This window comes from Arthrobacter sp. CC3, from assembly GCF_039907775.1.
Taxonomy (GTDB): domain Bacteria; phylum Actinomycetota; class Actinomycetes; order Actinomycetales; family Micrococcaceae; genus Arthrobacter.
This window is the reverse complement of sequence record NZ_JARCCY010000004.1, coordinates 126,439-140,203: the sequence shown is the minus strand read 5'-3', so window position 1 is coordinate 140,203 and position 13,765 is coordinate 126,439. Positions and strand designations below refer to the sequence as shown.

Annotated in this window: 11 protein-coding genes; 7 read left to right on the top strand and 4 right to left on the bottom strand. The window is 65.6% G+C overall.

The window, feature by feature from the left end; genetic code table 11:
- Window positions 1–154 precede the first annotated feature (154 nt).
- Window positions 155–1,729, top strand: a complete 1,575-nt coding sequence (locus PV761_RS03840) for an LCP family protein (protein ID WP_347894528.1) — start codon at window positions 155–157, stop codon at window positions 1,727–1,729.
- A 128-nt stretch (window positions 1,730–1,857) separates the two neighbouring features.
- Here PV761_RS03840 and PV761_RS03835 read toward each other — a convergent pair whose 3' ends face one another.
- Complete coding sequence (locus PV761_RS03835) at window positions 1,858–3,810, bottom strand: M13-type metalloendopeptidase (RefSeq protein WP_347894526.1); 1,953 nt, start codon at window positions 3,808–3,810, stop codon at window positions 1,858–1,860.
- 254 nt (window positions 3,811–4,064) lie between these two features.
- Here PV761_RS03835 and leuA point away from each other — a divergent pair, with 254 nt between their 5' ends.
- From leuA to PV761_RS03820, 3 genes are all read left to right on the top strand, one after another.
- Window positions 4,065–5,804, top strand: coding sequence for a 2-isopropylmalate synthase (gene leuA / locus PV761_RS03830; protein ID WP_028269162.1), 1,740 nt, complete (start codon window positions 4,065–4,067; stop codon window positions 5,802–5,804).
- Window positions 5,805–5,896: 92 nt separating this feature from the next.
- On the top strand, window positions 5,897–6,652 hold the full coding sequence (recO, locus tag PV761_RS03825) for a DNA repair protein RecO (RefSeq protein WP_347894524.1): 756 nt from the start codon (window positions 5,897–5,899) through the stop codon (window positions 6,650–6,652).
- Window positions 6,653–6,654: 2 nt separating this feature from the next.
- Window positions 6,655–7,479: an isoprenyl transferase gene (locus tag PV761_RS03820; RefSeq protein WP_028269164.1), complete on the top strand. Its 825-nt coding sequence runs from the start codon at window positions 6,655–6,657 to the stop codon at window positions 7,477–7,479.
- On the opposite strand, the gene PV761_RS03815 is transcribed toward PV761_RS03820, so the two are convergent.
- Together PV761_RS03815 and PV761_RS03810 are read right to left on the bottom strand one after the other, a co-directional pair.
- Window positions 7,476–8,561 (bottom strand): alpha/beta hydrolase, encoded by a 1,086-nt coding sequence (locus tag PV761_RS03815; RefSeq protein ID WP_347894521.1) that lies wholly within the window; start codon window positions 8,559–8,561, stop codon window positions 7,476–7,478. The genes PV761_RS03820 and PV761_RS03815 overlap by 4 nt on opposite strands.
- Window positions 8,558–9,568, bottom strand: a complete 1,011-nt coding sequence (locus tag PV761_RS03810) for an alpha/beta hydrolase (protein WP_347894519.1) — start codon at window positions 9,566–9,568, stop codon at window positions 8,558–8,560. Before PV761_RS03810 ends, PV761_RS03815 begins: the two co-directional genes overlap by 4 nt.
- A 126-nt stretch (window positions 9,569–9,694) precedes the next feature.
- Here PV761_RS03810 and PV761_RS03805 point away from each other — a divergent pair, with 126 nt between their 5' ends.
- Window positions 9,695–10,780, top strand: coding sequence for a quinone-dependent dihydroorotate dehydrogenase (locus PV761_RS03805; protein WP_347894517.1), 1,086 nt, complete (start codon window positions 9,695–9,697; stop codon window positions 10,778–10,780).
- Window positions 10,781–10,861: 81 nt separating this feature from the next.
- Here the strand turns inward: PV761_RS03805 and PV761_RS03800 are convergent, their stop codons facing one another.
- Window positions 10,862–11,461, bottom strand: coding sequence for a DUF3043 domain-containing protein (locus PV761_RS03800; RefSeq protein ID WP_028269168.1), 600 nt, complete (start codon window positions 11,459–11,461; stop codon window positions 10,862–10,864).
- 132 nt (window positions 11,462–11,593) lie between these two features.
- Between PV761_RS03800 and PV761_RS03795 the strand changes: the two genes are divergently transcribed.
- Entirely contained in the window at window positions 11,594–13,024 is a 1,431-nt protein-coding gene (locus PV761_RS03795; RefSeq protein ID WP_347894514.1) for a dipeptidase, read from the top strand.
- A 198-nt stretch (window positions 13,025–13,222) separates the two neighbouring features.
- Window positions 13,223–13,612 carry an iron-sulfur cluster assembly accessory protein gene (locus PV761_RS03790; RefSeq protein ID WP_011692062.1) on the top strand — a complete coding sequence of 130 codons (390 nt, stop codon included), beginning with the start codon at window positions 13,223–13,225 and terminating at the stop codon, window positions 13,610–13,612.
- Window positions 13,613–13,765: the final 153 nt, after the last annotated feature.

Genomic DNA, 13,765 nt, shown 5'->3' with positions numbered 1-13,765 from the left:
TGGCTGCTACCCGGCTGCTGCCCGGGCACTACCCGGCTGCTGCCAGGCATGCCCGGCCGGGCCCGCACGACGGCGGCCTCCGGGCATCGGGCATTTTCCCAGTCTCGGCCACTAAAATGGACCGAACCCGTTTTATAGAGGAAGGTAACACCACGTGGTGCGACGCCGAGACACTCCCGGACAAGGCATTGGTTCGCCAGGGTCCGACGCCGCCGCCCGGCACTCTGACAACAAGGCCATGGGCCCGGCCCGGCACCTCGGCGCCATGCGGGGCAAACCCGCCTGGTTCAAAGTGGCCAGCGCCATTGTGGCCCTGCTCCTTGTTGGAGGACTGGCATTCGCCGCCTTCTGGGTCATCAGGCTGCAGCTGAACATCAACAAAGCGCCTCTGGGTGCCGGCAGCAGCCGCACCGAGGATCCCGTCAACGACTCCAAGGACCGGATGCAGATCCTGATCCTGGGCTCAGACACCCGGGACGGCAAGAACTCGGAATACGGCACCGCCGAGGATTCAACCGGCTACGGCCAGTCGGACGTCATGATGATGATGGACATCTCTGCGGACAACAAGCGGGTCAGCGTCATCAGCTTCCCCCGCGACCTGCTGGTGGACATCCCGGAGTGCACGGACCAGAAGACCAAGCAGTCGTACCCCGCCCAGAGCGGAGTGATGATCAACGAAGCCATGAAGCAGGCCGGAATCGGCTGTGCGGTGGATACGGTGAACAAGATCACCGGCCTGGAAATCGATCACTTCATGATGGCCGATTTCAACGCCGTGAAGGAACTTTCCAACGCCGTGGGCGGCGTGGAAGTCTGCATCAGCGACGCCGTGTATGACCCCGACTCCCGCCTGCGGCTCCCTGCCGGAACTTCGCAGGTGCAGGGCGAGCAGGCACTGGCCTACCTGCGGACCAGGCATGCGTTCGCGGACGGCGGCGACCTTGGCCGCATCAAGGCACAGCAGGGCTTCCTGTCCTCCCTCACCCGCAAGATCAAGGATGACGGCACGCTGTCCGACCCCCAGAAGATGCTCAAGATCGCCGACGTCGTCACCCAGAACCTCACAGTGGACGATGGTTTGGCGTCCGTCCCGTCACTGCTCACCATCGGCAACCGCCTCAAGAACATTGACATCAGCAAGGTGGCGTTCGTGGCCGTTCCCACCACGGCGGCGCCCAGCGATCCCAACCGGCTCACGGTTGCCGAGCCGGCCGCCTCGCAGCTTTTCGCCGCATTGCGCAAGGACGTTGACCTGACGGACCCGACGGCGTCGCCGAGCCCCACCGCGGCACCCACCGAGTCAGCACCCGCACCGTCCACGTCGACGCCAACTGCAACCCCGCTGCCGCCCTACGACAAGGCGCTGCAGCCGGTGACCGTCGCGAACGGTACAGGAGTTCCGGCGCGGACCCAGGAGATCACCCAGGCAATTATCGCCGGTGGCTTCACCCAGGTGGCTCCGCTGGTGGCGCAGTCCGTCGAGAAGACGGCGGTGTATTACGGACCCGGCTTCGAGGACGTGGCCGCTGACGTCGCGGCACTGCTTGAGATTCCCGCCACGCAGGTCCTCCCCGCCACCGGGGTCAGCGGCGTGCAGGTCTACCTTGGCACCGACTTCATGTCCGGAACAAAGCTGGGCGCCGTGGCGCTCCCCAACGACATAGTCAATCAGACTGCCGGGGACACGGTCTGCCAGCAGGCCAACCCGGAATTGATCACTCGGTAGAGGCACAGCGGCACCGCGGCTCAGCGGCACAGGGGACGGCGTCGGTTTGCCGACGTGCCCCATGCAAAGAGCTGCGGGGCCGGCCACAAACAGTGGCCGGCCCCGCAGGTCTCGTCGTTAGGACCCGGTCACCAAATGCTGACCCGGTCCTCCACGGGCAACCACATGCCGTCCTGCTCCGATACACCGAAGGCTTCATGGAAGGCGTCAAGGTTCTTGGCGATGGCATTGGTGCGGAACTCGTTGGGGGAGTGCGGGTCCGTGGCGAGCCTGCGGATGGCTTCCTCATTCCGGATGACCTGCCGCCAGCCCGCAGCCCACGAGGCGAAGAACCGCTGCTGTCCGGTCAGGCCGTCCAGCACCGGAGGCTCGGCGCCGTCGAGGCTGATCAGGTAGGCCTTGTAGGCGATGGTGAGGCCGCCCAGGTCGCCGATGTTTTCCCCGAGGGTGAGCTTGCCGTTGACGTGGTGGCCAGGGGCTGCGGTGGGCGACAACGCGTCGAACTGGGCCACCAGCTTGGACGTCAGGGCCTCGAACGCCGTGCGGTCATCCTCGGTCCACCAGTTGCGGAGGGCGCCGCCGCCGTCGAACTGCGAGCCCTGGTCGTCGAAGCCGTGTCCGATCTCGTGTCCGATCACAGCACCGATGCCGCCGTAGTTGACGGCGTCGTCGGCGTCGGCCGTGAAGAACGGGGCCTGCAGGATCGCTGCCGGGAACACGATCTCGTTCAGGAGCGGGTGGTAGTACGCATTGACTGTCTGCGGCGTCATCAGCCATTTGTTCTTGTCAACGGGCTTGCCCACCTCGTCCAGGTGCCTGTCGACGTCGGCGTTGTGTGCGCGCTCAACGTTGCCAAGAAGGTCGCTGGGGTCAATCTCCACGGCGGAGTAGTCAATCCACTCATCGGGGTAGCCGATCTTGGCACGGAACGCCTCGAGCTTTTTGAGGGCTTCGAGTTTGGTGTCCTCACCCATCCAGGCGAGCCCGGTGATGCTCTCGCGGTAGGCCTCGATGAGATTGCCCACGAGGGTCTGCATGCGGGCTTTGTGGGTCTCGGGAAAGTGCCGGGCAACGTAGATCTGGCCGACCGCCTCGCCCAGGGAGGCTTCGACGACGGCGACGCCGCGCTTCCAGCGGTCCTTGTTACGCGGCGTGCCGCTGATGGTGGTGCCATAGAACGCGAAGTTCGCGTCCACGAATTCGGCCGCGAGATACGGTGCGGCAGAACTGACAACGCGCATGGCCAGCCAATCCTGCCACGCCTCCAGGGGTTCGGTTTCGAGCAGGCCGGCCGCCCCGGCGAAGAAGTCAGGGGTGCTGACCACGATCTCCGCGCGCTTTTCGGCAGCGATTCCGGCGGCTTCGAACCACGCGTCCAAGAGCGGGAACAGCTCACCGGCCTCTTCGGCGGATTTCAGGTTGTACGTTTTTTGCGGATCGCGCAGGGTCACGTTGTCCCAGTGATGCGAGGCAAGGGCTGTTTCCAGCCGGACCACCCGGTCCGCGGCACCTTCCGGGTCCGCGGTTCCCGCGAGGCCAAGCATGGTCCGGACGTGCTCCCGGTAGGCCGACACCATCGGGGCGAACTTCTCTTCGCGGTAGTACGACTCATCCGGCAAACCGAGGCCGCCCTGGCCGGTGTACAGCAGGATCCGGTCCGGGTTGCCAGCATCGGGGGCCGGATAAATGTAGAAAAGCCCGGAAACATCGGAACGGAAGAGCCTTCCGGCCAGTTCGATGACGTCCCTGGCTGACTGTGTGGCGAAGACGGCTGCAAGCCGTTCCCGGATGGGGTCCATGCCTTTGGCCTCCACTGTGGCTTCGTCCATGAAGCTGTTGTAGAGGTCCCCGACCTTACGTTCGATGCCGCTGCCATCTTCGCCGCGTGCGGCGGCTTCTTCGATGATTTCCCTGACCGCCAGTTCGGAGCCGTCCCGCAAGGCCGTGAAGGTTCCTTCGAGGGGGCGGTCGTCCGGGATGGTGGTGCTCTTCAGCCACGCGCCGTTGATGTGCCGGTACAGGTCATCCTGCGGCCGGACGGTGTGGTCGATGTTGGACAGGTCGATCCCCGAGTTTGGCACAAGTGCTCCTTCAGGTGAAGGCTGCCCACGGCGCTGGCACCGGGGGCAGCGTCTGCATGGTGGACGTTGCTGGAGGTGTTGCTCCTTCATCTTACGCACCCGTGTTAGTGTGAAATGGTGCGCGCAGAACTCCTTCTTCTTAGCTGCCGCGGCGAGGCCTCAGACGCGATCTAGCGCAAGGCCAATCCTCGTCGCGGAGTTTGTGTTGCCCGGCCACCTTTCACATAGGAACCACAGAAAAGGCCCAGATAGTAATGCGAAACGCACAAAAGCCCTCAGGAATGCCCGTCCACCGCTACATCCCGTTCCAGGACCAGATCAGTGTTGAACTGCCGGACCGGACCTGGCCGGACAAGGTCATCACCAAGGCCCCGCGCTGGTGCGCCGTGGACCTCAGGGACGGCAACCAGGCCCTGATCGATCCCATGAGCCCGGCCCGCAAGATGAAGATGTTCGATTTGCTGGTCCGCATGGGCTACAAGGAGATCGAGGTCGGCTTCCCGTCTGCCTCGCAGACTGACTTCGACTTCGTCCGCCAGCTGATCGAGGGCAACCACATTCCGGATGACGTCACCATCCAGGTGCTGACCCAGGCCCGCGAGCACCTGATCGAGCGGACCTACGAATCCCTGGTCGGCGCCAAGCAGGCCATCGTCCACCTGTACAACTCCACCTCGGTCCTGCAGCGCCGCGTGGTGTTCAACCAGGACGAGGACGGCATCCTGGACATCGCGCTCCAGGGCGCCCGCCTGTGCAAGAAGTACGAGGAAACGCTGGCGGACACGCACATCACCTACGAGTACTCTCCCGAATCCTTTACCGGCACGGAACTCGAATACGCCGTCCGCGTTTGCAACGCTGTGGCCGATGTCTTCGAAGCCTCGGCTGACAGCCAGGTCATCATCAACCTGCCGGCAACCGTGGAAATGGCCACCCCCAACGTCTACGCCGATTCCATCGAGTGGATGAGCCGCAACCTGCACCCCCGCGAGGGCATCATTCTCTCCCTGCACCCGCACAACGACCGCGGTACCGGTGTTGCCGCCGCCGAACTGGGCTACCTGGCCGGCGCCGACCGGATCGAAGGATGCCTGTTCGGCAACGGCGAGCGGACCGGCAACGTGGACCTCGTCACGCTGGGCCTGAACATGTTCGTCCAGGGCATCGACCCCATGATCGATTTCTCGGACATCGACGACATCCGCCGGACCGTGGAGTACTGCAACCAGCTGCCGGTCGCGGAGCGCTCCCCGTACGGCGGGGACCTGGTCTTCACCGCGTTCTCCGGTTCGCACCAGGATGCCATCAAGAAGGGCTTTGAAGCGCTCGAAAAGGACGCCGCGGCGGCCGGCAAGGATGTGGCCGACTACACCTGGCAGGTTCCGTACCTGCCGGTTGATCCCAAGGACCTCGGACGCAGCTACGAAGCCGTCATCCGCGTCAACTCGCAGTCCGGCAAGGGCGGCGTGGCCTACCTGCTGAAGAACGAGCACAGCCTGGACCTGCCGCGCCGCGCCCAGATCGAATTTTCCGGCGTCATCCAGAAGCGGACGGACACTGTTGGCGGCGAAGTCAGCGGATCCCAGCTGTGGCAGATCTTCCAGGACGAGTACCTGCCCTCCAGCAAGGGCGACGGCCAGTGGGGCCGCTACTCGCTGGGTTCGTTCAGCACGGAAACGGACGACGACGGCACCATGACGCTGCATGCGACCGTCACGGTGGACGGTGTCCAGGTTCGCCGCACCGGCACAGGCAACGGCCCGATCGCGGCGTTGCTGGGGATCCTGGGCCAGGACGGCGTGGACGTGCGCGTGCTGGACTACAGTGAGCACGCACTCTCCGAAGGCGGCAATGCCCGTGCGGCCGCGTACGTTGAATGCACGGTGGGCGACCGGGTGCTGTGGGGTGTCGGCATTGACTCCAACACCACCACGTCCTCGCTGAAGGCAGTTGTCTCCGCCGTCAACCGTGCGATCCGGGACGCACAGGCCTAAACTGACTGTTCGATCCGCTGAGCTGCTGCGCCCCGGAGCAATCCGGTGGCGCAGCAGCCGCGTTAACCAGAGAGTCAGTGCAAAGATTAACCGTGGCCCAACAATCCTCCTTCTCTGCGCGCGCATACCGCGATGATGCCGTGGTGCTGCGTACCCACAAGCTGGGCGAAGCGGACCGGATCATCACGCTCCTGACGAAGCACCACGGCCAGGTCCGCGCGGTGGCGAAGGGCGTGCGGCGCACCAGCAGCCGCTTCGGCGCCCGGCTGGAACCGTTCATGGTGGCCGACCTGCAGCTGATTTCCGGCCGGACGTTGGACATCGTCACGCAGGCTGTGGCCAAGGGCGCCTACGGCGGCAACATCGCGGCGGACTATGGCCGCTATACGGTGGCGGCGGCCATGACCGAGACCGCCGAGAAGCTGACAGACGTGGACGGCGAAGCCGGAACCGCGCAATACAACCTGCTGGTCGGGGCGCTGGCCTCGCTGAGCCGCGGCGAGCACACCGCCGAACTCATCCTCGACTCGTATCTCCTGCGCGCCCTTGCAACGGGGGGATGGGCCCCCAGCTTCACGGTGTGCGCCCGCTGCGGTGCGCCGGGGCCGCACACCGCCTTTTCAGCCCCGCTGGGCGGCATGGTGTGCGCCAACTGCCGTCCGCCCGGATCGCCGGCGCCCGCAGCCGAGACGGTTTTCCTGCTCGGGGCTCTGCTGACCGGGGACTGGACGACGGCGGATGCTTCCCTTGCTGTCCACCGGCGGGAGGCCGCCGGTTTGGTGGCCAGCTATCTGCAATGGCATCTTGAACGTGTGCTGAAATCACTTAAACATGTGGAGCGTAGCTGACTGTGGCCCTTGGAAAGAAGAAAACTCCCGTCCGGCAGCGGACCGCACCGGTGACAGCCCCGTATCCGCACAGCTCCGGGGCCGTGCCGCCGTCGATTCCCGAGGAATTCATCCCGCAGCACGTGGCGATCGTGATGGACGGCAACGGCCGCTGGGCCAACCAGCGCGGGCTGCCGCGGATCGAAGGGCACAAGGCCGGCGAACCGGCACTGCTGGACGTTGTGGCAGGTGCCATTGAACTGGGCATCAAGTACGTCACGGTGTATGCGTTCTCCACGGAGAACTGGCGGCGTTCCCCGGAGGAAGTCCGCTTCCTGATGGGTTTTAACAAGGATGTGCTACGGCGCCAGCGGAACCAGCTGGATGAATGGGGCGTCCGCATCCGCTGGTCGGGTCGCCGGCCCCGGCTTTGGGGCTCGGTGATCCGCGAGCTGGAAGAGGCGGAGGACTACACGCGGGGCAACAGCACGTGTACGTTGACCATGTGTGTTAATTACGGCGGCCGCGCCGAGATCGCCGATGCGGTGACGGCCATCGCCGAAGACGTGGCGGCCGGCAGGCTCAAACCGGGCGCCATCACCGAGCGGACCATCCAGAAGTACCTGGACGAGCCGGACCTGCCGGACGTCGACCTCTTCCTCCGAAGCTCCGGCGAGCAGCGTCTCTCCAACTTCATGCTGTGGCAGTCCGCCTATGCGGAGTTCGTCTTCATGGACACGCTCTGGCCCGACGTCGACCGCCGCACGCTTTGGGACGCCGTCGAAGTCTACGCCCGGCGGGACCGCCGGTACGGCGGCGCTGTGGATGCGGCCCCGGCCGGCGCTTAGCCGGAATGGGAATGCAGCCAGGCCACCAGGTCCCGGTACGCCTCCTGGCGCAGTTCACGGCGTGAGAGGAAGACGTCGTGGATGGCTCCCGGATACCGGAATACAGCAGTCCGGCGTCCCAGGCCGAGGGCGCGGCGGGCTGTCTGTTCTACATCAATCACGGCGTCTGCGGACATGAGCTCCTCAGACCATTCGGCCTGGATTTTGGTGCGGTCAGAAAGCATCACCAGGACCGGCGCCGCAATGTCCAGGCGCCGTTCGACGGCGGCATGACCGGCCAGGACCGCCCGGGTCCAGCCCGCGCGAATGGGGAACGACGCTGTCGGGCGCCACTGCGGATCCAGGAACCACTCGCCGTGGGCCTGGTCGCTGACGCTCTCCCAGTAGCCGGGCATTTCCGGAAAACGGAAGGGCCGCCGCGGATCCGTCCGCGCGATCGGCTCCACCAGGTGCATGGCGATGTTTCGGATCAGGCTGCTGCCCTGGAGCTCCAGCCACGGCGCATTCAGGACAAGGCTCCCCAGCGCGCCCGGATTGCGGTCTGCCCACAGCGCACCAATCAGCCCGCCCAGTGAATGCGCCAGCATGTGGATGGAAGGGTCCCCGGCCTGGCCGGTGCGCTCCGCCACATCCGTCCGGATCGCATCCATGGCGGCGGCGATGTCTTCGTCATACACGGCCAGGTCCGTGGTGTAGCCCGGCGTCTGCCAGTTCCGCAGGCTGCGCCCGAATTTCCGCAGGTCCAGCGCATAGAAGTACAGTCCGTGGGCACCGACGTATTCAGCCAGTTCGGACTGCAGGAAGTAGTCCGCCCAGCCGTGCAGGTAGATGACGGCCGCGGGATGCCCGGGAGTGTTGCGTGCCGCCGAGTCCGGGACCGGCCAGGCCAACGTTCGGCAGCCCTTGTTCCGCAGCGCCGCAAGAAAGCCGGGCGGACCAGCCGGCGCGGCCGGCACATGGCGCACCAGCGTGGCACAAACCTCGCCTTCGTCGTCGTCGGGCAGCGGCAGTGCCAGGGACTCGAAAGCTGAACCGAGCTGGTCGGGCAGCCAGCGCGGCGCCACCGGCGCAGCAGCCTTCACTCCGGGCCGCCGTCGTCCAGCACGTAGCCCCGGATCCAGCGGCCCAGCCGGGCATACGCGTCGGCCCGGACGTGCGGCGGAGACAGGAAGACATCGTGGAGGGCGCCGTCAATCCGTTCCAGGGTGACTGTCCGGCCCAGGGCCATGGCCCTGATCGCGATCGTGTTCACGTCCAGCACCGCGTCCGCCCTTCGCATGGCTTCGGTCCAGAACATGCCGTTCTCGCTGGTTTCGGACAGAAGCACCAGGATGGGAATGTCGATCCGCAGTCCACGGGCCACCCGGGAATGCCCGGCCAGGACAGCACTGAGCCAGCCCGCCCGGACGGGAAAAGCCAGGGGCGGCCGGTACTTGTTGTCCAGTGTCCACTCACCCTCGGCCTCGCTGCTGATGCTGCGCCAATAGAAACCGCGCTCCGGGAGCCGCAGGACAGCCTCCGGCCGGTAACGGGCCAGCGGCCCCACCATGGACCGGGTGGCGCGCCGAACCAGGGAATTGCCGTGCATTTCCAGCCAAGGGCTGTTCAGCACCAGCTGGGCAACAACCCCCGGATGCCGGCTGACCCACAGGGCGGCGATGAGGCCGCCGGTCGAATGGCCCATCAGGGTCACCGGCAGTCCGCCGGCCTGTTCCGGCCAGAGGGAACCCATGATCCCGATTGCCTTGCTGATTTCGGCGTCGTAGTCGTCGAGGTTGGCCACATAGCCGCCGTGGGTATCCGGCTGCAGGCTCCGCCCGTGGTTGTGCATGTCGAGGGCAAAAAACTCAAAGCCCTTGCCTGTCCAGAACCGGGCTAGCTCCACGTTGAAGAAATAATCGCTCCAGCCGTGCAGGAAGAGGACTGCCCGGCGGGGGAGCGGCCGGCCTCCGGGGCGGACGTTCCCCGGTCCTTCGCCCTTGGGCGCGTGCCGGACCAGGGTAGCGTTGCGCTCCACCCCGTCGTCGCCCGTGGCCTGGTAGGAACAGGCTTCGAAATCGTCCCCCAGGATATCTGTGTGCCACCTCATTTCATTAGCCTAAACAACCCAGGCCACAGCAGCGAGCGGGCCGGGGCGCCTGCAGAATCCGTCACACCGCACGCCGCACGAGCGCGCCGGTTTGGTCTGCGGAGCCTGAACCGGAAAACTGGTGTCATGCGCGTATATCCCACCTTCTTTCGCCTGGCCTTTTCATGGATGGACGCCGAACGCGCCCACAAAATCGGCTTCCGTGCCATCCGGCTGGCCCACAGCTCCGGGGCGGGCAAGGTGCTCGCAAAGTTCACGGCCCCCGCGCCGTCGCTCCAGACCGAGGCCTTCGGCATCACCTTCCCGTCGCCGTTCGGCCTCGCTGCCGGCTTTGATAAGGAGGGCCACGGCATAGAAGCGCTGACCGAACTCGGGTTCGGCCACGTGGAAGTCGGAACCATCACCGGGCAGGTCCAGCCCGGCAATGAAAAGCCGCGGCTCTTCCGGCTCATCGAGGACAGAGCCGTCATCAACCGGATGGGATTCAACAACGACGGCGCCGCAGCCGTCGCCCCCCGGCTCAAGTCCGCCAGGGCTGCCTTGCAGCGCAGCCACCCCGGGGTGCGTCCGGTGATCGGCGTCAACATCGGCAAGAGTAAGGTGGTGGAGCTCGACGACGCGGTCAGTGACTACCTCACCAGCGCCCGGAGCCTTGCGCCCGCCGCTGATTACCTCGTGGTCAACGTCAGTTCCCCCAACACGCCTGGGCTCCGGCTACTCCAGAACGTTGAAACCCTCCGCCCGCTGCTCAAAGCCGTCGGCGAAGAAGCGGACAGTGCCGCCGGCAGGCACGTCCCGCTGCTGGTGAAGATCGCCCCCGACCTGACGGATGAGGACATTGACGACGTCGCGAGGCTGGCCCTCGACCTCAAGCTGGACGGGATCATCGCCACCAACACCACCATCAGCCGGGACGGGCTCACCTCCGACCCTGCAAAAATTCAGGACTGCGGGCCCGGCGGCCTCTCCGGCGCGCCCCTGAAGGCCAGGTCCCTTGAGGTTCTCAGACGCCTCAAGGAAGCAACCGGCGGTGCGCTCACCCTTGTGTCGGTCGGCGGCGTGGAGACCGCGAAGGACGTCCAGGAACGGCTCGACGCCGGCGCCACCCTGGTCCAGGGCTACACCGCCTTCCTGTATGAGGGGCCGTTCTGGGCCGCCGGCATCAACCGGCAGCTCGCCAAGCACCCCGCCCGCCGCCAGACCCGCGCGTAGCAGCCGCCCGGGCTGCAAGCCCCCGGAAACGACGAAACCCCCGGCAGCCCAGGCTGCCGGGGGGTTCTTTTGTGGCCTGAATCAGGCGGGGAATTCTCCGCGCTTGACGAGCGGCTTGGGAAGGCGGAGCTTGCGGAACTGGAGGGAGCGCATGGAGCCGTACCAGACAGTGCCGCGTTCCACCTCGCCAAACTTCTCGGTGAGGCGCTTGCGCAGCTTGCGGGACAGGATGAAGACATCAACGAAAACAGCTAGGAACATGACCCAGAAACCGCCCAGGACATAAATCATCGCCTCGCTGGTGGACGGCACCAGCAGGGAAACAATGACGAACACCAGTGCGCCGAACATCAGGTACTCGCCCAGGCTGAAGCGGGCATCCACATAATCACGCGCATAGCGCTTCTGCGGGCCCTTGTCCCGAAGGGGCAGGAACTTTTCGTCGCCCGTATCCAGCGCCTGGCGCATCTTGATCCGCTGCTCCTGCACGGCCGCCCGTTCTGCGGCCTTTGAGGCCTTTCGGTCCTCCGGCACCAGGGGACGCTTCCGCGCCGCTTCCTGTGCCTTGCGCTTGGGCGTGGGTGCGCCCTTGCCGAGGGCAGTATCCCGGGCCAAGGCCTCGGCTGCCTGCTGGTCAACTACGTCCTGCGCCGTCGGCGCTTCCTTTTTACGTCCAAACACCCCTACAGAATACCTTGCACGCGCAGGCGAAAAGTCATGTGTCACACCGTCCCGGCACCGGCGGAAGGGGGCGGACCGGCGGCCGGTCCGGGAGTGTTTCCTGTGGTCACGGACACAGGTAGGGTTTTGGCCATGACTTCATCACCGGCAGGGACCCCGCAAAAAATCAGCGCAGGATTCGACGGGATCGACGTCGATGCCCTGCGCCGGACCGTACACGAGTCTTTCGATACCACCGTTGAACAGCTGAAGGACCTTGTGAGGCTCCCGGGTATCGCCTGGCCGAGCTTCGATCCCGCCCCGCTGGACCGCAGCGCGGAGGCTGTTGCGGAGCTGGTGCGCGCCGCGGGGATCGAGGACGTCCGGCTCCTGCGCTGCAATAAAGAGGACGGCACTCCCGGCGGACCGGCTGTAGTAGCCCGGCGGGCTGCTGCCGAAGGTAAGCCGACGATCCTGCTCTACGCCCACCACGACGTTCAGCCGACCGGGGACCTGGCATTGTGGGAGACCGAACCGTTTACCGCCGTCGAGCGCGACGGACGCCTGTACGGCCGGGGTGCCGCCGATGACAAGGCCGGCATCATGGCCCATATTGCCGCCTACGCCGCTGTCACCGAAGTGCTGGCCGACGAACTGGGCCTTGGCGTGACGTTCTTCTTCGAGGGCGAGGAAGAAGCCGGCTCGCCCACCTTCCGCACGTTCCTGGAAACCCACCGCGAACTGCTGCGCGCCGACGTCATCGTAGTGGCGGACTCCAGCAACTGGAAGGTAGGCATTCCCGCGCTCACCACCAGCCTGCGCGGCCTGGTCGACGGGACCATCGAGGTGCAGGTGCTGGAGCACGCCGTCCACTCCGGAATGTTCGGCGGCGCGGTCCTGGATGCACCGACGCTGCTGTCCCGGCTGATCGCCACGCTGCACGACGACGACGGTAACGTTGCCGTGAAGGGCCTGGTCAGCAGGGACGACGTTTCCGTCGACCTCACGGAAGCGGAATACCGGGCCGACGCGTCCGTGCTGGACGGCGTGCGCCTCGCCGGCAGCGGAACCATCGCCTCCCGGCTGTGGACCAAGCCTGCCCTGTCCATCATTGGCTTCGACGCTCCCGCCGTGGATGTGGCGTCCAACACGCTCCTCCCGCGGGCGCGCGCCAAGTTCAGCATGCGGCTGGCGCCGGGCCAGGATCCGGCCGATGCCATGGAGGCCGTGCGCAACCATGTTGAAGCCAATGCGCCGTTCGGCGCAAAGGTGGTGTTCACGCCGGGGGAGAGCGGCAACTCCTTCCTGATCGACACGGATTCCGCCGCCGCAGGAATGGCGATGTGGGCCCTCGGTGAAGCCTGGGGCGTTCCGGCAGTGGAGATGGGCATCGGCGGTTCGATTCCCTTTATTGCCGACCTGACGGAGGTGTACCCGGACGTTCAGATCCTGGTTACCGGCGTCGAGGATCCCGATTCCAGGGCACACAGTGCCAACGAGTCGCTGCACCTGGAGGACTTCCGCAATGCCGTTGTGGCCGAAGCGCTCCTGCTGGCACGGCTCAACCGTGAGGGTCTTGCCTGACGCCGGCCGTTACACAGCGCTGATGTTCCCTGGCGGTTACGGAGCCGTCAGGGAACATTCAGGGCATGGCCACGGTTACGTCAGGAGTTAGAGCTACACGCAGGATCGACGTAGCATGTAGCTATAGCCCATACCGTTTCCGTAGGGGCGGGCAACGCGCAAGCCGAGTCGCCACCACCGTCGTAAGAAGGTAGGCCAATGAGCACTACAACCAATGAAAACAGCGCCGCAGCCACAGGCACCGCAAGCGAAGAGTTGCCCACGCACGAGGTCAAGCTGACCGACGTCGCTGCCGGCAAGGTCCGCAGCCTCCTGGAACAGGAAGGCCGCACCGACCTGCGCCTGCGGGTTGCTGTCCAGCCGGGCGGTTGCTCCGGCCTGATTTACCAGCTCTACTTCGACGAGCGGCTGCTGGACGGAGACGCTGTGCGCGACTACGATGGCGTCGAAGTCGTTGTGGACAAGATGAGCGTCCCGTACCTGAGCGGCGCCAGCATCGACTTCGAGGACACCATCTCGAAGCAGGGCTTCACCATCGATAACCCCAATGCCGGCGGCTCCTGCGCCTGCGGTGATTCTTTCCACTAACCCGGCTCTTTCGCCCCATGACAGCTTGCTCTCGGCACCGGTGGAAACCGGTGCCGACGCACGGTGCCGACATGTGAGCGAAAACCCCCGGGGAGCGGTAAGCTCTACATCGAGTAGTAAAACTTTTAGTGTGCCCGGGGAGCCATCTACGGC